Origin of the sequence: Buttiauxella warmboldiae (genome assembly GCF_003818135.1) — a bacterium.
Lineage (GTDB): Bacteria > Pseudomonadota > Gammaproteobacteria > Enterobacterales > Enterobacteriaceae > Buttiauxella > Buttiauxella warmboldiae.
Genome location: NZ_RPOH01000060.1, coordinates 1 through 21,490, shown reverse-complemented (window position 1 = coordinate 21,490; position 21,490 = coordinate 1). Strand labels below are relative to the sequence as shown.

Genomic DNA, 21,490 nt, shown 5'->3' with positions numbered 1-21,490 from the left:
TTATTGATTTTCGGCTGATCGCTACAAAGAATTTTAGCGCAGCTGAGCAAGTATCTATGGCGATAAAAGAGCGTAAAAATTAACCATTTTCAAAAAACAGTGCCGCCCGTTTCTGCTGCCAACGGCGCTTCACTATGGCGCCGGGATTTTTTTGCTGATATCAATTAAAAGAAACCTGCAAAAATCATAAGGAACAATATGCATATTACCGACCTGCCTTTTAATACTACCGATTGGGCAACCCTCACGCCCATAGAGCACCCCGGTATCACCGGCAAAGCGTTGTGGCGCACACAGCATTTTGGGGAAATTCGCGTGCGGATGGTGGAATACACTGCCGGATATCTGGCCGATCACTGGTGCCAGAAAGGGCACATTCTGTATTGCCTGGCAGGAGAATTACAAACTGAGCTGGAGGATGGACGCCTGTTCACTTTACAACCCGGCATGAGTTATCAGGTCGCAGATAACGCCGAACCGCACCGTTCTTCTACGGCTATTGGCGCAATACTGTTTATCGTGGATTAAAAGCTATGTTCCCACTCGAGACACCCAGACTGAGCTTAACGCAAATTACCGAGCAAGAATGGCCGTTCTTTTTGCGCCTGCAGCAAGATTCACAGGTAATGTGCTTTATCTCCGATGAACGACGAGAAGCCGAGATCCGCCAGATATTTAATGGCCGCCTGGCGCACTGGGAAACCCACTGCCGCCACTGGCTATGCCTGGTGATGCGCGATAAACAAAACGGTACGCCGATTGGTTTTACCGGTTTTGTACGGGCCAATGATGACATGGCCGAAGTCGGGTTTATTCTCGACCCGGCTTTTCACGGACAGGGCTACGGATTTGAATCGCTTGATACCCTCTGCAAATTTGCCTTTGAAACATGCGCCATCCGCAAGCTGACAGCGACGGTCACTGTTGGAAATATCGGGTCAAAGAAGACGCTGGAAAAAGCAGGTTTTCAACCTGAAGGAAGGCTGCGTGAAAACTATTTCCTCTCCGGGATTTGGCAGGACGACTGGATTTTTGGCCTGCTACGGAGCGAGTTCAGATAAAACTGCATTCGATGACGTTTCCCGCACCTTATGCCAGGCTTAATGGGTGTCCCCGAAAGCTAAACCCAGGAGAAAACATGAATAAATTTCTGTTACTGGCAGGGTTTACCGCCATGTTCAGTTTGCCGGTTCTGGCAGCAGACGAGGGTGGATTAAAAACAGATGAAGCTCCGCCGCCGCCGCACGCCATGGATAAAGGCTATCGCGGCATGGAAGATGCCCAGGGAATGACCGTTGCTCAGGCAAAAGCCATGCACGACGGAGCCAGCGTGTCGCTCACGGGTAATCTGATCAAGAAGACCGCGCAAGATCGTTACCAGTTTCGCGATAAAACCGGCACCCTGGAGGTGAGCATTCCGCTAGCGATCTTCGACGGCAGAAGCGTCAGCCCCGATCAGCTGGTTGCCATCAACGGGACGCTGGATAAAAAACAGCAGTCTGCGGTGATGAAAGTCGATCATTTGCAGAAACAATAATCACGTTTACGGGTTCCCATAGCCGAACCGCGGGAACCCGTCTGCGTGAAGCCAATCAGGCGCTTATAACAACATCCCGCCAGAGACTTCAACACGCTGCGCGTTCATCCAGCCGCTTTCATCACTGAGAAGTACCGCGATGGCGTTGCCAATATCATCCGCTTGCCCCACTCGCCCCAAAGCCGTTTGCGCAGCAATCGCCCCCGCAACCTGCTGATTGTCGCGCACCACGCCGCCGCCGAAATCAGTAGCAATGGCTCCCGGGGCGATAATATTGACCGAGATACCGCGAGCGCCCAGCTCTTTAGCCTGGTACTTCGTTAACACTTCCATTGCCCCTTTCATAGCGGCATACGCGGCTTTCCCCGGCAGCGCAAAACGCGTCAGTCCGGTTGAGACATTCAGGATACGCCCGCCATTTTTTATCAATGGCAGCAGCCGCTGGGTCAGGAAAAAAGGGCCTTTCAGATGGATGTTCATTAAATCATCAAACTGCTGTTCTGTTGTTTTTTCAAACGACGCATCAAGGCCGGTGCCTGCGTTGTTTAATAAATAATCAAACGAGTCGCGCTGCCATACGTCATGCAGCTGCTGCTTCACCGCGCTGGCAAAAGCGGCAAAGGTGGAACTTTCGGCGACATTCAGCTGAATTGCCGCGGCTTTTACGCCAGTTAGCTCAATTTCACGCACAACATTCAGCGCCTCCTGCCGTTTGCTGTGGTAGGTCAGAATAATATGCACTCCGCGTGCCGCCAGCTTCAGCGCGGCACTTTTTCCTAATCCACGGCTGCCGCCGGTCACTAATGCGATTGTCTGGCTCATGGTTTACCCCTTTTCTGGCTGTCAGGTGATTGAGGTCAAGCTTATTAGCTGCTACAAAATCAATAAAGAGTGCTAATTGCGCATCACTGTTTCACCAGCAACAACAATATGGAAATAGCGTGGATAAAATACAGGCAATGCAGCTGTTCATAAGAGTGGCTGAACTGGAAAGTTTTTCGCGCGCTGCCGATACCCTGGGCGTGCCTAAAGGTAGCGTATCGCGCCAGATTCAGGCGCTGGAAGGCTCGCTTGGCACAAGGCTATTACATCGCACCACACGCCGGGTGCAGCTGACGCAAGACGGTATGGTCTATTACGAGCGCTGCCGCGATCTATTAGCCAATCTTGAGGAACTGGACGGCCTGTTTTTACACGATCCCAAAAGCGTCAGCGGGTGTTTACGCGTTGATATGCCGGTCAGCGTGGCGAAGAATTTGGTTATCCCCAGGCTTCCCGCCTTCTTGCAGCACTATCCCGGCATCGAACTTGAGTTAAGCAGCAGCGACCGCATGGTTGATATAGTGCGTGAAGGGTTCGATTGTGTCGTACGCGTAGGACAGCTAAAAGATTCAGGGCTGGTGGCGCGTCCTCTGGGAAAACTGACCTTAATCAACTGCGCCAGCCCCGATTACCTGGCGCGTTTCGGCTATCCGGAAAGTCTTGACGATCTGGCGTCGCACGCGGTGGTGCATTACGCGCTCAATCTCGGTAGCCGGCCACAAGGTTTTGAAGTATGGCTGGATAACCGCACCCGCTGGGTCAAAACCGGCGGGGTGGTTACCGTCAACAGCACAGAAACCTATCAGGCGGCTTGTCTCGCCGGTCTGGGGATTATTCAGGCGCCGCGCATTGGCGTAAAAGCGTTGCTCAAGAGTAAGAAACTGGTGGAAATTCTGCCGCAATACCGCGCCGAGCCGATGCCTGTTTCACTGCTTTATCCACATCGTCGCAATCTTTCCCGCCGCGTTCATCTGTTTATGGAATGGCTAACGGATTTAGTAAAAGACTATGTCGATTAGTCCCTGAGCTATAATTTTTTAAACATCCTGCAAAAACAAAAGGAAAAATCACCTGATGACCACGCCGGATAGTCACGAGCAGCGCCCAACCGAAACGCTCGACTATGAGCCGATAGTCAAAATCAAAACCCGCAATGAGAAGCTCAATCAAACCATCGACAGTGTAAATACCACCGTCGGACGCTTTGAGCGTTATCCTGTGATTGCGCATCTGATCCGGGCGGCCGAGCGGTTTAACGACCGGCTGGGCAATCAGTTTGGCGCAGCGATCACCTACTTCTCGTTCCTGTCATTGATCCCTATTTTGATGGTGGCTTTTGCCGCTGGCGGTTATATTCTCGCCTCGCACCCGACGCTATTGCAGGATATTTTCAATAAAATCCTTGAGAACGTCAGCGATCCGACGCTTGCCGCCACGCTTAAAAACACCATTAATACCGCTATTCAACAGCGCACGACGGTAGGTTTAGTCGGCCTGCTGATCGCGCTTTATTCCGGCATTAACTGGATGGGGAATTTACGCGAGGCGGTGCGCGCGCAATCGCGGGATAAATGGGAGCGAAACCCGCAGGATCAGGAAAAGTTCTGGCTGAAATACCTGCGCGACTTTATCTCGTTAATTGGCCTGCTGGTGGCGCTGATCGTGACGCTATCGATAACTTCCGTCGCCGGCTCGGCACAGACCATGCTGATTACGCTGCTGCAGTTAGAGGGGATCGAATGGCTTAAACCCGTCTGGCATCTGGTCGGGCTGGCGGTCTCTGTTTTGGCTAACTACTTACTGTTTTTCTGGATTTTCTGGCGTCTGCCGCGCCACCGCCCGCGCAAAAAAGCGTTGATCCGCGGGACATTTATTGCGGCGATTGGCTTTGAGATTATCAAAATTATCATGACCTACAGTTTGCCAAAGCTGGTCAGCTCGCCGTCAGGGGCGGCGTTTGGTTCGGTACTGGGTTTGATGGCCTTCTTTTATTTCTTTGCCCGACTGACGCTGTTTTGCGCCGCGTGGATCGCCACCGCACAATACAAAGATGACCCGAGAATGCCGGGTAAAACACATAGTTGATTAATAACAGGCTGGCGCGAGATAACGTTTCAGCACATAAATCCAGCCTGTAACTTTTATTTAACCTAAAAGCAGTTTTATTCACTAAATTTTTATCCATGTGAAGCATGACATGGATATTTCTCTTCTGGACTAAAAATTATCTTCTTATTGCTCGTTAATCGCACAGCGCGATGAACAAGCGTGCGTTGAAATGCACTATTTGCTGTGCGTAATATGACCCTTCGTTCGCTATAAATAAGAAAAATCATATGCAAGCCACCATCGCAAACCCAATCAATACCGAAACCGACGCCACGCCCGTCAACTCACGCGGAAAAGTTGTCGTCGCCTCGCTTGTCGGCACCGCTATCGAATTCTTCGATTTCTATATTTATGCCACTGCGGCGGTGATCGTTTTCCCGCATATCTTCTTCCCGCAGGGTGACCCGACGGCTGCCACGCTACAGTCGCTGGCAACTTTTGCTATCGCCTTTGTGGCGCGCCCGATTGGCTCTGCGCTATTTGGCCACTTTGGCGACCGCGTAGGCCGTAAAGTGACCCTGGTGGCATCCCTTCTGACGATGGGGATCTCCACCGTCGTTATCGGCCTGCTGCCGAGCTACGAAACCATCGGCGTGCTGGCTCCCATGCTGCTAGCGTTGGCGCGTTTCGGACAGGGTCTGGGCCTCGGCGGTGAATGGGGCGGTGCGGCATTGCTGGCAACAGAAAATGCGCCGCCGCGCAAACGGGCGTTGTACGGTTCGTTCCCGCAGCTGGGTGCGCCAATTGGCTTCTTCTTTGCCAATGGCACCTTCCTGCTGCTCTCCTGGCTGCTGACCGACGAGCAGTTTATGTCCTGGGGCTGGCGCGTACCGTTTATTTTTTCTGCGGTGCTGGTGATCATCGGCCTGTATGTGCGGGTTTCGCTGCATGAAACGCCGGTGTTCGCCAAAATTGCCAAAGCCGGTAAACAGGTGAAAGTGCCGCTCGGCACGCTGCTGACCAAACACCTGAAGGCAACCGTCATCGGCACCTTTATCATGCTGGCGACCTACACGCTGTTCTATATCATGACCGTTTATTCGATGACTTTCAGCACCGCCGCCGTGCCGGTAGGCCTCGGTTTCTCACGCAATGATGTGCTGTGGATGCTGATGATGGCGGTGATTGGTTTTGGTGTGATGGTGCCGATTGCCGGTTATCTGGCGGATAAATTTGGCCGCCGTAAATGCATGATCGTCATTACCAGCCTGATGATTATCTTTGCTTTAGCGGTGTTCCAGCCGCTGTTAGGTTCCGGTAAGCCTGAGCTGGTGATGGCATTCCTGCTGATTGGCCTGAGCCTGATGGGCTTAACTTTCGGCCCGATGGGCGCGCTATTGCCAGAGTTATTCCCGACGGAAGTACGTTATACCGGGGCGTCGTTCTCCTATAACGTGGCGTCAATACTGGGTGCGTCCGTAGCACCGTATATCGCGACCTGGCTGCAGGCGAATTACGGCCTGTTCTATGTGGGTTTGTATCTGGCTGTGATGTCAGCAATTACGCTGGTTGCACTGCTGCTGTCGAAAGAGACGCGTCATTTGTCACTTTAACAACATAAAAAGGGGGATGGCGCTACGCCTGGCTGACCTGTAAAGCAGATTGGTAGCGTAGCGCCGTCCGATTCGTTTAATTGTTCATCTGCCCAATCATATTCTGGCACTGATTAGCACCGCCTTCGGATGGTGAAATCAGCGCCAGCAAGGCGGCCGCTGGCGTCACTAACGTTGCCAGGGCGGCGGCAACCGCACCACGCGCAATCAGCGGCCCGGCTTTCACCCCCGCATCGGGGTTCTTAAAGGTGCCGCGCACATACAGCGGCGAACGCAGCGTAATAATACGGATCCCTTTGCTCTCTGGCTCAATGGTTAAATCAAGCCGCTCGCTTTTGAAGTTCGTCGTCCCCGTCACGTTAATCAGCGCGTTCTCGGTATCAAAGGCAAAGATACGCGGAGTCGCCACCCCGTTGCGTAAATCGAGGTTTGCCGCCGCGCAGTTGATGCGCACCTCATCATCGCCAAAGATTTGCCCGACGATATAGTTGCCGACGTTCAGACCGACGATTTCCATCAGGTTGCGGCTGATTAGCCCGTCGTTCATCAGCAGTTTCAGGTTGCCATCGCTGCTGCCCAGCAGCTCGGCAATGGAGTTCCCCCGGCCTCGCAAATCGGCATCGCCGTTTAGCTCGCCGAGCGTTTTCTGCATCGACTCCACTTTGGGCATCAGCTGCTTGAGCTGCAAACGCCGCGCCTGGATATCCGCCCGGCCCTGCATAGGCTGTTTATCCCCTTCGAGGTGAATATTGGCGCTGATGGTGCCGTTGGCCATGCCGAATTTCAGCGGCTGGAGGCGTAAATCGGCGTTGTTGAGTATCACATGAGTGCTGAGATTGCTAAGCGGCAGCGTGCCGCTGTGTTCGATACGCTCGCCTTTAAAGCGCACGTCGGCATCCATCACATCCCATTTGTCGGTTTCAAAGCGGTCATACGGCAGCACTTTATCGGCTGGCTGATGGATCTTCTCGCCCTTCACCTGCTCAGACCGTTTGCTCTGCTGCGCGCCTTTGCCCGAATCCACGCCAATTAACGGGCCGAGATCCGCCAGACGGAGCTGTTTTGACTCCAGCTCACCTTCCAGTTTCGGACGCGACTTGCCCTGCGAGTAGGTCAGCGAGCCATGAATATCGCTGTCGCCAATGCGCCCGTTAAAGTTTTGATAGCGGAAGACCGAGCCTTTTTCAGGGTCGATTTTTGCCAGCAAATGGCCGTCGGTTGCAAACGGTGGCGTATCCGGCAGCAGCACGCCGGTCAGATCGTAGAGATTACCCAGCGAATCGCCGGAGAATTTGAGCCGTAAATCAACGCCGCCCATTGTCATCGGATCGTTGATGGTGCCAATAAACGCCACGCGGGAATTGCCGGAATGCACATCAGCCTGCACCGGGAAGGCCGTTTCGCCTTCGCTGCGCAACGCTACCATACCGCCAATTTTGCCCGTACCTTCGACAGGCTCGCCGTTATAACGGCCGCGTACCTGCAGGCCAAAGACATAATCCCCCGCTTTCGCAGCATCTTTTCCGGCCGGTTTACGCCCTTCCACTTCGCTAAACGGCAGCGGTTTGCCAAGGGGATCGACAAGGATCTCCATCTCTGCTTTGGTGAGTCTGTCGTTAATAGCGATACGGCCTTTATCGAACAGAATATTGTCCACCCTGAATGACCATGCCGATGGCGGTTGCTGGGGATCTTTCTTCCCGTCTGAGGCTAGATTAAAGGTCCAGTTATTGTTCTTTTCCGACAGCCGAATAATCCGCGCATCGGGCTGTACCAGCTTAATCCAGGGGATATAGACGGTTCTGCTCAGCAGCGCCAGCGGGGCCAGCGTGGCATCAACGCGCGGCAGATGCACCATTGTGACGTCAGGGATGTCGGGGGGGTTGCCAAGAATAATGTCTTCGGCGTGAACATGCGGCCAGGGCACCCAGCTGCGCCAGCCTGTTTGCTCTTTATTACGCTCCCAGGTCACCCCTAAATCGCCGCGAATGGCGAAGGGACGGTTCAGCTCGGTCGAGACTTTTTGGTTGATGGTCGGTTTGAGCCGATTCCAGTCAAACGTTGCAATAACAATGATTGCCACCACAACCAACAACAATAAAACCCCGACCACTCCGCTGACGATCTTTCCAGTTTTAGTCATGCTTTCTCCCTTTCCTGATGTGGCTCGCTTTCCCTAAAGATAGTTTAACGCGGCCAAAACGGCATCAGGAAAGCCAGGTTCGCATATTTCCCGACGGTTGCGGTGCAACGGAAATGGGAGGCGCGCAACAACCTAACTTTGTGCTGCAAAGGCGGGCAATAAATGAAGCCGGGTGGCTTCACATCGCCAATAAACTGCCTTAGCTCAAAGTTTTCCGAAACATCGTTTTAAATTGTTTGACTCGTTTTTAGCCGCCCATCAAACTAGCGGTAATTTCATTAATTCACATTCAGGTCTACTGCTATGCCAACGCGCAAAATCGCCGTCATCGGTGAATGTATGATTGAACTGTCGCAAAAAGGTGCGGAAGTTAGCCGCGGCTTTGGTGGCGACACGCTTAACACCTCTGTTTATATCGCCCGCCAGGTTGATGCCGCCGAACTTGAAGTCCATTACGTTACTGCATTAGGTGAAGATAACTTCAGCCAGCAGATGCTCGACGCCTGGCAGCAAGAAAATGTTCACACCGAACTGACACAGCGCCTGGAGCACCGCCTGCCGGGACTGTATTACATCGAAACCGACTCAACCGGCGAACGTACGTTCTACTACTGGCGCAATGAAGCCGCCGCCCGTTTCTGGCTGGAGAGCGAGCAGGCTCAGGCTATCTGCGCAGAACTGGCGCAGTTCGACTACCTGTACCTGAGCGGTATTAGCCTTGCTATCCTCAACGCGGCCAGCCGTGAAAAACTGATGGCGCTGCTGGCTCAGTGCCGTGCTAACGGCTGCAAGGTTATCTTCGATAACAACTACCGTCCGCGCCTGTGGGCAAGCCGTGAAGAGACACAGCAGGCCTACCAGCAGATGCTGGCCTGCACCGACATCGCGTTCCTGACGCTGGATGACGAAGATTTGCTGTGGGGCGCGAAGCCGGTTGAAGAAGTGATTGAGCGTACGCAGGCCGCTGGCGTGCATGAAGTGGTTATCAAACGTGGCGCGGACTCTTGCCTGGTGGCGATTCAGGGCGAAGCGCTGTTAGACGTTCCGGCCGTTAAATTGCCAAAAGAGAAAGTGATTGATACCACGGCGGCCGGTGACTCCTTCAGCGCGGGCTATCTGGCAGTGCGCTTGACTGGCGGAAACGCAGAAGAAGCGGCGAAACGCGGGCATCTGACCGCCAGCACCGTGATTCAGTATCGCGGCGCGATTATCCCTAAAGCAGCGATGCCAGCTTAAAACAACCCTAACCGGCCTTCTCCCTGAGGCCGGGTTAGGGGCAAATATCACTGCGCTGGCGGAATATCCGACACGTCCTGCTTAGGTTCATCCGTTAACGGAAGGGCCTTAGACGGAACCATCACCTTATCCCACGTTGCCTGCAGATCCTTCATATTGTATTCAGGCTCGCCTTTCGGTTGCAGCAGCACTAACGCCATCTCTTGTGAAAGCTGCTGGCGCAAATCCTGGTTCAACAGGCTCAGGCTCAGGCCGTTCAAAAAATCCTGGCGCAGTTTCTGATACTGTTCAGGGGCGATATCCACCACCTGGTTTTGCAGTGAACGCATGCGCTGGCTAATCAGCACATCGGTATCGGTGCGGGCGTAGGTGGCGAACAGCTTGGCAAGCTCCGCTTTTTTCTGCGTAATCAACGCATCAAATTCTTCCTGCGACAGCCCCTTATCACGTACGCTCAGCAGCTCTTTACCCACGCTCATCAGGTTAGCGTTTAGCTTGTCGTTAGGTGATTCCAGGTTAATGCCGCACTGCGCACGCTGATACAGTACGCGGCAATCGAAGCTCAAATTCAGATTCTGGAGATTCTGCTTGTTAAGGTTTTGCTGGACATGCCAGAACAGCGCTTCACGGGCAAGGTCGGCGCGCCAGTAACGCAATAATGCGGATGACTCGCGAATCGGCTGCCAGGCGTTATCCCACATCACAGAGAGGCGGTCCTGACGCACGCTGTCGGTCATCAGGCTCACCGGGGTACGTTTAAGCGGGGAAAGCGTCGCAACTGGCGCCGGGGTTTCGCGCTTGCCCTTCAGGGTGCCAAAGGTTTTGTTGATCTGATCGGCAACGCTACGGCTATCGACATTACCGACCACAATCAGCGTCATCGCATCCGGGGTGTACCACTTCTGGTAGAACGCCTTCAGCTGTTCGCTATCCACCGGCTGCTTGAGATCTTCTGCCGGATCGTGGCCCAGCAGCGTGGAGCCTTGCAGTCGATAACGCCACCAGCTGTCTTTGGTCTCCATCGGCCAGGTAACCACCCGATCCTGAGTTTGCAGCGCCACGTCCACCGTTTCCGGGGTAATCGCCATTTTGCCGCTGCTGTCGGACAGATAGGTTAACGCTTCTTTGAGTAAATCATTGCGGTTATTGGGCAGGCTGAGATTAAACAGCGTGAAGTCATAAGAGACTATCACCGGCGGCAGCGGACGCTTCGGGTCCACGCTTTGCTGCCATAACGAGCGTGCCTGCAAGGGCTGCAGGCTGCCGCTTTGCGTCAGCGCCAGCCGAGGTAAAAAGTGGCTATAGCCGCTCTGCTGGGTGGTCTCTGTCAAGGAGCCCGTATTAACCAACAGACGAATTTCAATACGATCGCCAGGGCGCTGAGGTGTGGCCAGGACTTGCCATTGAAAGCCATTGGCCAGCGTACCTTGCTGCCAGGCCGGGTCGGGCTGTAGTGCTTCTGCCTGCACATTGCTGGCGGCGGCGACCAACAGCAATCCGCCAGCTAAGAGTCGAATTTTGGTGCCCTGCATGTTAACCCCTGAAAAACAATCCTGATTAAAAAGTGTAATGGTGACATAACGTTATTCAATAAAATCACCACAGGCGAGGTTTCGCCACTCCGTTTGACCGCATCTGTGCGAAAACGTCACTTTAAAATTGAAAAAAACGCCAGACAATAGGCTCAGAGGCCAATTATGCGCAGCAGCCCACGGCGAGGGCAAGTCGCTGTGGGCAATTGAAGAGCTTTAAGAGGAGACTTCGCTCACTTTTTTCGCGGATTGTGGATTATCGAGGGTTTCTTTCAGCTGTTTCTCATCCAGTTCCTTCACCCACTTCGCGACAACCACCGTCGCTACACCGTTCCCGACCAGGTTGGTCAGCGCACGCGCTTCGGACATAAAGCGGTCAATGCCCAGAATCAGCGCCAGCCCCGCTACCGGCAAATGCCCCACGGCGGAGATGGTCGCCGCTAAGACAATAAAGCCGCTGCCGGTCACGCCGGCGGCCCCTTTAGAGGAGAGAAGCAGCACCACCAGCAGCGTGATTTGATGGAAGATGTCCATATGGCTGTTGGTGGCCTGGGCAATAAACACCGCTGCCATCGTCAGATAGATGGAAGTGCCATCCAGGTTAAAGGAGTAACCGGTAGGGATCACCAGCCCTACAACCGACTTGCGGCAGCCGAGCTTTTCCATTTTATCGAGCATTCTTGGCAGCGCGGATTCAGACGACGAGGTGCCCAGTACAATCAGCAGCTCTTCTTTGATGTAGCGGATAAATTTGAAGATGCTGAAACCCGTCACGCGGGCGATAGAGCCCAATACCAGCACCACAAACAGAATACAGGTGATGTAGAAGCAGACGATCAGCTGGCCGAGCTGAACCAGTGAGCCGACGCCATATTTGCCGATGGTAAACGCCATGGCCCCAAAAGCGCCGATTGGCGCGAGGCGCATAATCATGTTGATGATGCCGAAAATCACCTGTGAGAAGCTTTCAATGACGTTGAAAATCAGCTGGCCGTTATGGCCAAGACGGTGCAGCGCAAAACCAAACAGCACGGCAAACAGCAGCACCTGCAGGATATTTCCGCTGGCAAAGGCCCCAATCACGCTACCGGGAATCACATCCAGCAGAAACGCGGTAACCCCCTGCTGCTGCGCCTGTTCGGCGTAAACCGCCACGGCTTTGGCATCAAGCGTTGCCGGGTCAACGTTCATCCCCGCACCAGGCTGCAGGACGTTAACCACAATCAGGCCGATAATCAGCGCGATAGTGCTGACCACTTCGAAGTAAATCAAAGCCACCGCGCCGGTACGGCCCACGGCCTTCATGCTTTCCATACCTGCGATGCCCGTCACCACCGTACAGAAGATAACCGGCGCGATAATCATTTTAATCAGTTTAACGAAAGCATCGCCGAGCGGCTTCATCTGCGCGCCTAATTCCGGGTAAAAGTGTCCCAGCAATATACCGACGGCAATAGCGGTGAGGACCTGGAAGTAGAGGCTTTTGAACAGAGAGAGTTTCATAAGGTGTCCTTGAGAGGTAAAAATTCCACAGTGCCGTCTGAAGAGCTAACGGCCTGCGGTAGCAAAAATAACACCCTCAAAAACACCCAGAAGTGACACAGCGCTAATTTGTAAACAAAACTGTTAAATAATTGAGCTGACTCGCACCAGCCAGATAACATTTGCAACAAATAATTTACTGGCGGGTGCTGGAAAAATACTGCGCATCAAACTCTTTAAGCGTTAACGCTCTGGAGAACAGATAACCCTGAGCGAGGGTGACACCTTCGCTTAATAGCCAGTCACACTGCGCCTGGTTCTCAATGCCTTCGGCCACCAGCTTCAGGCCCAGCGTTTTCGCCATGCCGATAATCACTCCCGCCATGGTGTTATCCTGCGGTAAGCCATCGACAAAGCTCTTATCGAGCTTCAGGATATCAACCGGCAGCGCCTTCAGGTGGTGTAAATGGCGCAGGCTGGCATAGCCCATACCAAAGTCATCCAGCGCGATCCTGACCCCGGCTTTACGCAGCGGGCGCAACACCGCGATCGCTTTTTGCGGATCGTCGATACGATGGCTTTCTGTCACTTCCAGAATCAGCATCCCCGGCTGAATACGGTAGCGCGTCAGCAATTCGAGCAGCGACGACCCCATCTCTTCATGCAGCAGCTGGTGGGCCGAGATATTGACGCTCAGTGGCATCGTCATGCCCTGCTTTTGCCAGCCCGCCAGCACGCGGCAGGACTCCTCAAGCACCCAGTGCCCGATGGTAAACATCAGCCCACAATCTTCGATGCGTTCAATCAAATCGTGCGGTAACGCCCAGCTCCCGTCAGGCTGCTGCATACGCAGTAACACTTCCGCGCTCACCGCTGCGCGGGTTCGCATATTGACCTGCGGCTGCAGCCAAATCGCAAACTGCTGGTGCTCTAAAGCATGCAGCAGATCGTGCTCCTGGGTCAGATGGCGCTGAGCCAGCTCCATCTGTTCAGGATCAAAGAACTGAATCTGATTTTTGCCGTGACGACGAGCGGAAAATGCCGCCGAGACCGCACGACGATACAGCTGCTCTGCCGCCAGGCCGCCGTGATACATCGCAATGCCTACGCTTGCCGTTGGCTTAATGGAAAGAGTTTGAATCGGCAGCTTTTCGTTAATCGCCGCCAGAATTTGCTTCGCCAGCGCCATCGCCTGCCAGGCATCCTGCACGCCGTGCGCAATAATACCGAAGTCGTTGCCGCTGAGCTGCGCCAGCACCATATTCGGTGGCAGAACGCTGTTAATTTTTTCCACCAGCGTCAGCAGCAGCATTTCTCGCTGCTCTTCATTCAGCACGCCGGCCGCATCCTGCAAGGTTTCGCTGGCAATCACCAGCAACGCGCATTTCTTATCCGTTGCGGTAAGCTGCTCGAGTAGCGCCAGCAGTAAAGCTTTATTGGGTAGCTCAGTCAGCGAGTTGCGGGTGCTGGTTGCGCTCATCTCATCCCGCAAGCGCATCAGCATTTGCTGGTTACGGTTATAGCTGCGCACCAGCATGCCAATCTCATCATCATGATGGAGCGCCGGCAGCTTGAGCTGGTGGCTCGCCGCATCATGCGGGCTCAGGGTATCAATCTCGCGGGCAATATTACGTATCGGGTGCACAATCAAGCGGTTAATCGACCAGCTAATCGCCACCGACAGGATCAGCGCCAGTAACAGGTAGGTCGTCAGCAGCGTCGAAATGGTGCTGATGATGAATTTGTACATCCGCCAGGAGTCGGCTTGCAGCACCAGATAAGCCAGCGGTTGCGGATTTGCCGGGCGCTCCAGTGAATACAGCGGCAGCGAGATTTGCACCGGCAGCTCAAACAGCCGGGCAATCCACACCGGAATCGGGCGCTCTGGCGCAAAGCTTTGGCGAAGCGCCTGGAACTGGTTCGGTAATACGACATCCGCCCGGCTGATGATCCCGGACGGTTGTATCTGGTTGAGAATCGACTCGGCCTGCGGAATATCCGCTTTCAGGATCGCAGCGGACAGCGGGATACGCACCGAATGGGCGATTTTCTCCATCTGGCTTGCTGTGTCATAGCGGCTTTGTTGTACAAAATGAAACAGCTGAACCACGATAAAAATGAAAATAAACAGCACGGCAACGGCTGACACCATCGCCATCTGTTTAATGGTTAATGACCGACTGACTCGCAAACTCACTCTCCGCAATGACTGTACCCTGCCTGGCATATTCTTATGCCAGCTGAGTATACTGCATTGTGGTGATTTTTAGGCTTGAGAAACCGAAAGCGTATTCATCGTATCCATGATGACTGTCAGCACGCCTTGCGTATTTTCAGCTAACTCATTATTCCAGAAGCGCAACCACCCACCCTCTACGCTCCAGCCATCGCGTTCTGAGAACATGAATTTTTCGATGAAGGCACCGAATCTTGCCGGTCAGATGTTTCTCCTTCGGCACCTCTCTGGCATAGCTGCCCCAGTTGCCGCTGGTTATCATGCCGATGCTGTGAACGGAGCCACTGCTCATCAAGTTCACAGATGAGAGCAACGTCCGCATGAGCGGCAGGAGAAGAGGTTATTCGCTGGGGGACGAGTTTTTTAAAGCCCGGATAACGGTAAGATGGCCCTTTCCCTCAAAAGGGCCATCAAATCAATACCTACCGAACTTCCCCGTTCTCATCCTGATCAACAGCGAAACACGCCACCAGTTGGCCACCGTACTCTTTAAGCTGCGGCTGCAACTGCGTGCACGGCCCGAAACGGCGGCGGCAGCGGGCGTTGAATGCGCAGCCTGGCGGCGGGTTCAGCGGGCTTGGCAGCTCGCCGGTGAGTTTGATGCGCTCGCGGCGGTCGTCCGGATTCAGGCGCGGCGTGGCAGATAACAGCGCCTGGGTGTACGGATGGCGCGGGTTGGAGAAGATCTGATCTTTAGTGCCTTTCTCCACGCAGCGCCCTAAATACATCACCATCACTTCGTCGGCGATGTGCTCAACCACGGACAGGTCGTGGGAGATAAACACATACGACAGCCCCATTTCCTGCTGTAAATCCATCATCAGGTTCAGCACCTGCGCACGCACGGACACGTCGAGCGCGGATACCGGTTCATCGGCGATCACCACGTCCGGGTCAAGCATCAGGCCACGGGCGATAGCAATACGCTGACGCTGACCGCCGGAGAACATATGCGGGTAGCGATCGTAATGCTCGGTTTTCAGGCCCACTTTCGCCATCATCGCCAGCGCTTTTTCACGGCGTTCGGCTTTGCTCAGGCTGGTGTTGATTTGCAGCGGCTCCTCCAGAATTTGCCCCACTTTTTTGCGCGGGTTCAGGGAGCCGTACGGGTTCTGGAACACGATCTGGATTTTCTGGCGACGCAGTTTTTCTGCGGTTTCGTCAGGCTTGAGCAGATCCTGACCCTGATAGTAAAGCTCGCCGCCGGTCGGGATTTCAATCATCGTCAGCAGGCGACCCAGGGTGGATTTACCACAGCCGGATTCACCCACTACCGCCAGCGTTTTACCACGCTCGAGTTCAAACGATACGCCGTCCAGCGCTTTCACCAGGCGTTCCTGGCCGAAAATACCTTTCTTCACCGGGTAATGTTTTTTCAGGTCGATGGCCCGCAACAGAGGTTGCGCAGTGGCCTTTTCGGTACTCATAGCGTTGGCCTCCCGGCGTCATCGAGTGGATAGTGGCATTTGGACTGACGCCCGTTGTCCACCATGTTCAGTTCTGGTTCTTCGCTGCGGCATTTGTCGGTGGCATACGGGCAGCGCGGGTTGAGCAGGCAGCCGTTCGGGCGGTCGTATTTGCCCGGAACCACGCCCGGCAGTGATGCCAGACGCGCTTTATCCTGCGCAAACTCAGGCAGCGCACGCAGCAGCGCCTGGGTGTACGGGTGGCGTGGCGCACGGAAGATATCGTGCGAAGCCCCGGTTTCCACCACCTGCCCCGCGTACATCACAATAATTTTGTGCGCCGCTTCAGCCACCAGCGCGAGGTCATGGGTGATAAGGATCAGCGCCATGTTCTCTTTTTGCTGCAGTTCCAGTAACAGTTCGATGATTTGCGCCTGGATGGTGACATCCAGCGCGGTCGTCGGTTCATCGGCAATCAGCAATTTAGGACGACAGGCAATCGCCATCGCGATCATCACGCGCTGGCTCATACCGCCGGAAAGCTGGTGCGGATAAACCTCCAGACGCGAAGCCGCATCGGGAATGCCCACCAGGTTCAGCAGGTCGATGGCGCGCTGGCGACGGGTGCTTTTGTTGCCGCCCTGGTGCACTTTGATGGCTTCCATAATCTGGAAACCAACGGTGTAGCACGGGTTAAGGCTGGTCATCGGATCCTGGAAGATCATCGCCACTTCGGCGCCCACCAGGTTACGCCGCTCTTTCTCAGAAATCTTTTGCAGATCCTGGCCGTTAAACTCCAGTTTCTCCGCCATCACGCGGCCCGGGTAGTCAATCAGCCCCATAATCGCCAGCGAGCTGACGGATTTACCGGAGCCAGATTCCCCTACGATACCGACAACTTCGCCCTGATTTACGCTGTAACTCACGCGGTCTACGGCACGGAACGGTGTCTTTTCGTCGCCGAAATGCACCGATAATTTATTTACATTCAATAACGCCATTACGTAGCCCTTTACTGCTTGAGTTTAGGATCGAGCGCATCACGCAGCCCGTCACCCATCAGGTTAAATGCCAGCACCGTCAGCAGGATTGCGACACCCGGGAAGGTGACCACCCACCAGGCACTTTGGGCAAACTGCAACACATCGGAGAGCATGGTGCCCCACTCTGGTGTTGGCGGCTGTGCCCCCATGCCGAGGAAGCCGAGCGCGGCCATATCGAGAATGGCGTTAGAGAAACCAAGGGAGGCCTGTACGATAAGCGGTGCCAGGCAGTTTGGCAGAATGTTGATAAACATCTGGCGCATGGAACCGGCACCCGCCACGCGCGAAGCGGTCACGTAGTCGCGGTTCACCTCTACCAGCACCGCGCCACGCGTCAGTCGCACATAGTGCGGCAGCGCAACAAAGGTTAAGGCAATGGAGGCGTTGACTATCGATGGGCCGAATATTGCCACCAGCACCAGCGCCAGCAGCAGGCTAGGCAGCGCCAGCATAATATCGACCACGCGCATAATGATGTTGTCGATAAGGCCACCGAAGTAGCCAGCAATCAGGCCAAGCACCACGCCCATAATCAGCGACAGCACAACCACCAGGCAACCGACCAGCAGTGATAAACGCGCGCCGTACATCAGGCGCGCCATGATGTCGCGGCCTACGTCGTCAGTGCCGAGCAGGAACTGCCAGCTGCCGCCTTCTTGCCACACCGGAGGGTGCAGCAGCGCATCACGGAACTGTTCTGCCGGGCCGTGAGGTGCGAGGACGTTAGCGAAAATGGCAATCAGGATCATCGCGGTGACATACACCAGGCCGACAACCGCACCTTTGTTACGTTTAAAGTAGTGCCAGAATTCCTGGAATGGCGTCATTGGAACGGGCGCCGCTACCATTTTGTTTTCAGTTAATTGCGTCATGATGGCCCCTTATTTCTTATGGCGTATACGCGGGTTCACCACGCCGTACAGCAGGTCGACTATCAGGTTAACGAGGATAATCATCGTCGCCACCAACAATACGCCGCCCTGTACTACCGGGTAGTCACGACGCTGCAGTGCATCAATTAACCAGCGGCCAAGACCCGGCCAGGAGAAGATGGTTTCCGTCAGGATCGCCCCCGCCAGCAACGTACCGACCTGTAAGCCGATAACCGTTACCACCGGCAGCATGGCGTTACGCAAGGCGTGAACCACGATAACGCGCATGCGGCTCAGGCCTTTGGCGCGAGCGGTACGGATATAATCTTCACCAAGAACTTCCAGCATGGATGAGCGGGTCATACGCACGATAACCGCCAGCGGGATGGTGCCGAGCACCACGGCTGGCAGCACCATATGCGCCAGCGCATCGATAAAGTCCCCAGACTCGCCCCAGATGGCGGTATCTATCAGCATGAAGCCGGTAAGCGGCAAGGTGTCGTCGAGGAACACCGTATCGCTGACGCGCCCCGAGACGGGAGTCAGGTTCCAGTAGACGGAAACCAGCATGATTAACATCATACCCCACCAGAAAATAGGCATGGAGTAGCCGGTCAGCGCGAGGCCTACGGCGGTATGGTCGAACACCGAACCGCGTTTAACCGCAGCCAGTACGCCAACCGGAATGCCCACGGCAACGGCGAACATCATCGCGCAAACGCCAAGTTCCATGGTCGCTTTAAAGCGCGGCACGAACTCGTCCCACACCGGGAGACGGCTTTTTAACGAAATGCCCAGGTCGCCGTGCATCACACCCCAGATATAGTGGAGGTATTGCTGCCACATCGGCTTGTCGAGGCCAAGCTCGGCCAACAGCTGAGCATGACGTTCAGGAGAGATACCGCGCTCACCGGCCATAATCATCACCGGGTCGCCGGGGATCATATGGACGAATGCGAAGGTAAGAAGGGTAATACCGATAAACGTGGGGATGACTAACCCCAGACGTCGGAGAATGAACTGCAACATAACCCGGATTCTCTGTAGTGACTGACGGCCTTACGGCCTGCAGTCTGTATTGCTCACAAAAATTTCCACAAACCTGGAGGATGGCGTCAGGTGGCTGGACCTTCGCCCTCCCCCTGGCCCTTTCCCCCAGGAGAGGGAAAAATCCCTCTCGACCGCCACCCTCTTCCTAAGAGAGAGGGTTGGGGTGAGGGGGATATTTACCAGTATTATTCTACTGACACGTTCTCAAAGTGATGTTTGCCCAATGGATCAACCACGTAGCCTTTCACTTCTTTGCGCACTGGCTCGTATACGGTGGAGTGAGCAACGATCAGCGCCGGAGCCTGGTCATGCATCACAACCTGAGCTTGTTTATACAGCTCGATACGTTTGTTGTGGTCTTCTGCCGCGCGCGCAGGCTGAATCAGGTCTTCAAACGGCTTATAGCACCAGCGAGAATAGTTAGAACCATCTTTCGCCGCGGCACAGCTGAACAGGGTGGCGAAGAAGTTGTCCGGGTCCCCATTGTCGCCGGTCCAGCCCATCATCACCGCCTGGTGCTCGCCCGCTTTGGCGCGCTTGAGGTACTCGCCCCACTCGTAGGTGACGATTTTGGCCGTCACGCCGACTTTCGCCCAGTCAGCCTGAATCATCTCGGCCATACGGCGAGCGTTCGGGTTGTATGGACGTTGTACCGGCATCGCCCACAGATCGACGGTAAAGCCGTCCGCATGACCTGCTTCTTTCAGCAGCGCTTTCGCTTTCTCAGGATCGTAGGTGTAGTCCTTCACATCATCGTTGTAGCCCCACATGGTTGGTGGGATCAGGTTCTTAGCCGCAGTACCTGCGCCCTGATAAACCGCTTTGATGATCGATTCTTTGTTCACCGCGTAAGTCAGTGCCTGACGCACTTTCACGTCATCAAACGGTTTCTTCTCGGTGTTGAAAGAGAGATAGCCAACGTTCAGGCCGGCCTGCTCCATCAGGTTGATGCTCTTATCCTGCTTCATACGAGCGATGTCAGCCGGGTTGGGATACGGCATAACCTGGCACTCGTTTTTCTGCAGTTTTGCGTAACGCACGGACGCATCAGGCGTGATGGAGAACACCAGGCGGTCGATCTGCGGCTTGGTGCCCCAGTAGCCCGGGAACGCTTTATAGAGAATGCGGGAGTCTTTCTGGTATTGCAGCAGCTGGAACGGGCCGGTGCCGATTGGGTTGAGGTCCGTTTTTTCCGGCGTACCGGCTTTCAACATGTTATCAGCGTATTCTTTTGACAGAATCGACGCGAAGTCCATTGCCAGATCGGCCAGGAACGGCGCTTCTGGACGTGTCAGCACGAACTGGACCGTATTATCGTCCACTTTCTTAATCTCGGCGATCAGGTCAGGCAAGCCCATGCCTTCAAAGTATTCGTAACTGCCGCCAGAAACTTTGTGGTACGGGTTATTGGCATTTTTCTGACGATCGAACGAGAACACCACATCATCCGCATTCAGATCGCGGGTTGGTTTGAAATCTTTATTATCCTGCCACTTCACGCCAGCGCGCAGGTGGAAGGTATAGGTTTTTCCGTCTGCGCTAACGTCCCACTTCTCAGCAAGACCCGGAACGATTTCAGTGGTGCCGGTTTTGAATTCGACAAGGCGGTTATAAATCGGCACGGAGCTGGCATCGTAAGTGGTGCCAGAGGTGAACAGCTGAGGGTTAAAACCTTCGGGCGATCCTTCTGAGCAATAAACCAGTGTTTTTGCCTGAACGCTTGCTGCTACGGTCAGCGCCACCAGGCTCAGACCAAATTTCAGCATCCCTGACTTCTTCAAGGAAATACTCATTCTTCTGCTCCATTTGTGAGATGTGTTGTTTTTTCCGTAGGACCTTTGTTATTTGTGTGCGGTCCGTTCCGGAGGCAGTGGTGAGGCCAGAAATCCCTTTATCAGGCTAAGCTGTGGGTAGTGCGGACTGTCCATAATTTGCCCCTCACGCCCTACAATCTGTCAACAGATGGGTTAAACGTCAATATAGGTAACGGGGATTTACAACCGGGGTGAGAAATGGCGAACAAAGTTAAAAAAAAGCCCGCGGCTCTATTTCCAGCAGGGAAATTTATGCTACCGCCATGTTACCAGAATATTACACTGCTTAATTTGCAAGCTATAGCGGTAATCGGTTGCGCCTTTTTTGAAAAATTTCTGGTCAGATGCCGATTATCTGAACGATTAATTTTGTGATCTGCGTCGCCTACAGCGAATCATGCTGGCATCAAACGTAAGCAATGGCGTATTAGCCCACGATTTTCCATAACAAAATACGATGGGAAATGTCACAAAATCATATAAAGACAGGCGTTAGGGATTGAAGAAGGGATTTTGGACAGTTTGGGGATGACAGATGCAAAAAGACCAACCCGAAGGTTGGTCTTTTTTAAATTTGGTCGGCGAGAGAGGATTATTCCCCTGCGGGCCGTTGCTAAAGCAACGTTGTCTCGCTACGCTCGGCTCAAACCTCCTT

Annotated in this window: 17 protein-coding genes, 1 other RNA gene and 1 pseudogene; 7 read left to right on the top strand and 12 right to left on the bottom strand. The window is 54.2% G+C overall.

Features of this window, described 5'->3' with window-relative positions; translation table 11 throughout:
- The first annotated feature begins 198 nt into the window (after positions 1-198).
- From EHN07_RS13950 to EHN07_RS13940, 3 genes are all read left to right on the top strand, one after another.
- Positions 199-528: a DHCW motif cupin fold protein gene (locus EHN07_RS13950; protein ID WP_124024702.1), complete on the top strand. Its 330-nt coding sequence runs from the start codon at positions 199-201 to the stop codon at positions 526-528.
- Between the two features lie 5 nt (positions 529-533).
- Positions 534-1,061 (top strand): GNAT family N-acetyltransferase, encoded by a 528-nt coding sequence (locus tag EHN07_RS13945; RefSeq protein ID WP_124024701.1) that lies wholly within the window; start codon positions 534-536, stop codon positions 1,059-1,061.
- 77 nt (positions 1,062-1,138) lie between these two features.
- Positions 1,139-1,537 carry a YdeI family stress tolerance OB fold protein gene (locus tag EHN07_RS13940; RefSeq protein ID WP_124024700.1) on the top strand — a complete coding sequence of 133 codons (399 nt, stop codon included), beginning with the start codon at positions 1,139-1,141 and terminating at the stop codon, positions 1,535-1,537.
- A gap of 63 nt (positions 1,538-1,600) precedes the next feature.
- On the opposite strand, the gene EHN07_RS13935 is transcribed toward EHN07_RS13940, so the two are convergent.
- Positions 1,601-2,359, bottom strand: coding sequence for an SDR family NAD(P)-dependent oxidoreductase (locus EHN07_RS13935; protein ID WP_124024699.1), 759 nt, complete (start codon positions 2,357-2,359; stop codon positions 1,601-1,603).
- Between the two features lie 119 nt (positions 2,360-2,478).
- Between EHN07_RS13935 and EHN07_RS13930 the strand changes: the two genes are divergently transcribed.
- The 3 genes from EHN07_RS13930 to EHN07_RS13920 all read left to right on the top strand — a co-directional run bounded on the left by EHN07_RS13930 (position 2,479) and on the right by EHN07_RS13920 (position 6,021).
- Positions 2,479-3,378 (top strand): LysR family transcriptional regulator, encoded by a 900-nt coding sequence (locus tag EHN07_RS13930; RefSeq protein WP_124024698.1) that lies wholly within the window; start codon positions 2,479-2,481, stop codon positions 3,376-3,378.
- 55 nt (positions 3,379-3,433) lie between these two features.
- On the top strand, positions 3,434-4,444 hold the full coding sequence (yhjD, locus tag EHN07_RS13925; RefSeq protein ID WP_124024697.1) for an inner membrane protein YhjD: 1,011 nt from the start codon (positions 3,434-3,436) through the stop codon (positions 4,442-4,444).
- 251 nt (positions 4,445-4,695) lie between these two features.
- On the top strand, positions 4,696-6,021 hold the full coding sequence (locus EHN07_RS13920) for an MFS transporter (protein WP_124024696.1): 1,326 nt from the start codon (positions 4,696-4,698) through the stop codon (positions 6,019-6,021).
- 76 nt (positions 6,022-6,097) lie between these two features.
- Here the strand turns inward: EHN07_RS13920 and EHN07_RS13915 are convergent, their stop codons facing one another.
- Complete coding sequence (locus EHN07_RS13915; RefSeq protein ID WP_124024695.1) at positions 6,098-8,164, bottom strand: AsmA family protein; 2,067 nt, start codon at positions 8,162-8,164, stop codon at positions 6,098-6,100.
- Between the two features lie 303 nt (positions 8,165-8,467).
- Between EHN07_RS13915 and kdgK the strand changes: the two genes are divergently transcribed.
- The gene (gene kdgK / locus EHN07_RS13910) at positions 8,468-9,400 is read left to right on the top strand and encodes a 2-dehydro-3-deoxygluconokinase (RefSeq protein ID WP_124024694.1); all 933 of its coding nucleotides are present in this window, start codon (positions 8,468-8,470) and stop codon (positions 9,398-9,400) included.
- Positions 9,401-9,447: 47 nt separating this feature from the next.
- Here the strand turns inward: kdgK and EHN07_RS13905 are convergent, their stop codons facing one another.
- The 10 genes and pseudogenes from EHN07_RS13905 to EHN07_RS13860 all read right to left on the bottom strand — a co-directional run.
- Complete coding sequence (locus tag EHN07_RS13905) at positions 9,448-10,932, bottom strand: M16 family metallopeptidase (RefSeq protein ID WP_124024693.1); 1,485 nt, start codon at positions 10,930-10,932, stop codon at positions 9,448-9,450.
- Positions 10,933-11,148: 216 nt separating this feature from the next.
- Positions 11,149-12,435 (bottom strand): dicarboxylate/amino acid:cation symporter, encoded by a 1,287-nt coding sequence (locus EHN07_RS13900; protein WP_124024692.1) that lies wholly within the window; start codon positions 12,433-12,435, stop codon positions 11,149-11,151.
- A 175-nt stretch (positions 12,436-12,610) separates the two neighbouring features.
- Positions 12,611-14,605 (bottom strand): biofilm formation regulator HmsP, encoded by a 1,995-nt coding sequence (gene hmsP / locus EHN07_RS13895; protein WP_208646997.1) that lies wholly within the window; start codon positions 14,603-14,605, stop codon positions 12,611-12,613.
- Positions 14,606-14,801: 196 nt separating this feature from the next.
- Positions 14,802-15,015 (bottom strand): annotated as a pseudogene (locus EHN07_RS13890) (IS1 family transposase); the annotation flags it as partial.
- A 57-nt stretch (positions 15,016-15,072) separates the two neighbouring features.
- On the bottom strand, positions 15,073-16,077 hold the full coding sequence (gene dppF / locus EHN07_RS13885; protein ID WP_124024690.1) for a dipeptide ABC transporter ATP-binding subunit DppF: 1,005 nt from the start codon (positions 16,075-16,077) through the stop codon (positions 15,073-15,075).
- Positions 16,074-17,057 (bottom strand): dipeptide ABC transporter ATP-binding protein, encoded by a 984-nt coding sequence (gene dppD, locus EHN07_RS13880; RefSeq protein WP_124024689.1) that lies wholly within the window; start codon positions 17,055-17,057, stop codon positions 16,074-16,076. The genes dppF and dppD overlap by 4 nt, the downstream gene beginning before the upstream one ends.
- Before the next feature lie 11 nt (positions 17,058-17,068).
- Positions 17,069-17,971, bottom strand: a complete 903-nt coding sequence (gene dppC / locus EHN07_RS13875; RefSeq protein WP_124024688.1) for a dipeptide ABC transporter permease DppC — start codon at positions 17,969-17,971, stop codon at positions 17,069-17,071.
- Positions 17,972-17,980: 9 nt separating this feature from the next.
- Complete coding sequence (dppB, locus tag EHN07_RS13870; protein ID WP_124024687.1) at positions 17,981-19,000, bottom strand: dipeptide ABC transporter permease DppB; 1,020 nt, start codon at positions 18,998-19,000, stop codon at positions 17,981-17,983.
- A 206-nt stretch (positions 19,001-19,206) separates the two neighbouring features.
- Positions 19,207-20,814, bottom strand: coding sequence for a dipeptide ABC transporter periplasmic-binding protein DppA (gene dppA, locus EHN07_RS13865; RefSeq protein ID WP_124024686.1), 1,608 nt, complete (start codon positions 20,812-20,814; stop codon positions 19,207-19,209).
- A gap of 596 nt (positions 20,815-21,410) precedes the next feature.
- A non-coding RNA gene (locus EHN07_RS13860) (RtT sRNA) lies at positions 21,411-21,490 on the bottom strand; the annotation flags it as partial.

Excerpts from the sequence above, each read along its gene's own strand:
- dppC (WP_124024688.1), bottom strand. The coding sequence starts at position 17,971 with ATGACGCAATTAACTGAAAACAAAATGGTAGCGGCGCCCGTTCCAATG.
- EHN07_RS13950 (WP_124024702.1), top strand. The coding sequence starts at position 199 with ATGCATATTACCGACCTGCCTTTTAATACTACCGATTGGGCAACCCTC.
- EHN07_RS13940 (WP_124024700.1), top strand. The coding sequence starts at position 1,139 with ATGAATAAATTTCTGTTACTGGCAGGGTTTACCGCCATGTTCAGTTTG.
- dppD (WP_124024689.1), bottom strand. The coding sequence starts at position 17,057 with ATGGCGTTATTGAATGTAAATAAATTATCGGTGCATTTCGGCGACGAA.
- yhjD (WP_124024697.1), top strand. The coding sequence starts at position 3,434 with ATGACCACGCCGGATAGTCACGAGCAGCGCCCAACCGAAACGCTCGAC.
- dppB (WP_124024687.1), bottom strand. The coding sequence starts at position 19,000 with ATGTTGCAGTTCATTCTCCGACGTCTGGGGTTAGTCATCCCCACGTTT.
- kdgK (WP_124024694.1), top strand. The coding sequence starts at position 8,468 with ATGCCAACGCGCAAAATCGCCGTCATCGGTGAATGTATGATTGAACTG.
- EHN07_RS13945 (WP_124024701.1), top strand. The coding sequence starts at position 534 with ATGTTCCCACTCGAGACACCCAGACTGAGCTTAACGCAAATTACCGAG.
- dppA (WP_124024686.1), bottom strand. The coding sequence starts at position 20,814 with ATGAGTATTTCCTTGAAGAAGTCAGGGATGCTGAAATTTGGTCTGAGC.
- EHN07_RS13920 (WP_124024696.1), top strand. The coding sequence starts at position 4,696 with ATGCAAGCCACCATCGCAAACCCAATCAATACCGAAACCGACGCCACG.
- dppF (WP_124024690.1), bottom strand. The coding sequence starts at position 16,077 with ATGAGTACCGAAAAGGCCACTGCGCAACCTCTGTTGCGGGCCATCGAC.
- EHN07_RS13915 (WP_124024695.1), bottom strand. The coding sequence starts at position 8,164 with ATGACTAAAACTGGAAAGATCGTCAGCGGAGTGGTCGGGGTTTTATTG.
- EHN07_RS13905 (WP_124024693.1), bottom strand. The coding sequence starts at position 10,932 with ATGCAGGGCACCAAAATTCGACTCTTAGCTGGCGGATTGCTGTTGGTC.
- EHN07_RS13935 (WP_124024699.1), bottom strand. The coding sequence starts at position 2,359 with ATGAGCCAGACAATCGCATTAGTGACCGGCGGCAGCCGTGGATTAGGA.
- EHN07_RS13900 (WP_124024692.1), bottom strand. The coding sequence starts at position 12,435 with ATGAAACTCTCTCTGTTCAAAAGCCTCTACTTCCAGGTCCTCACCGCT.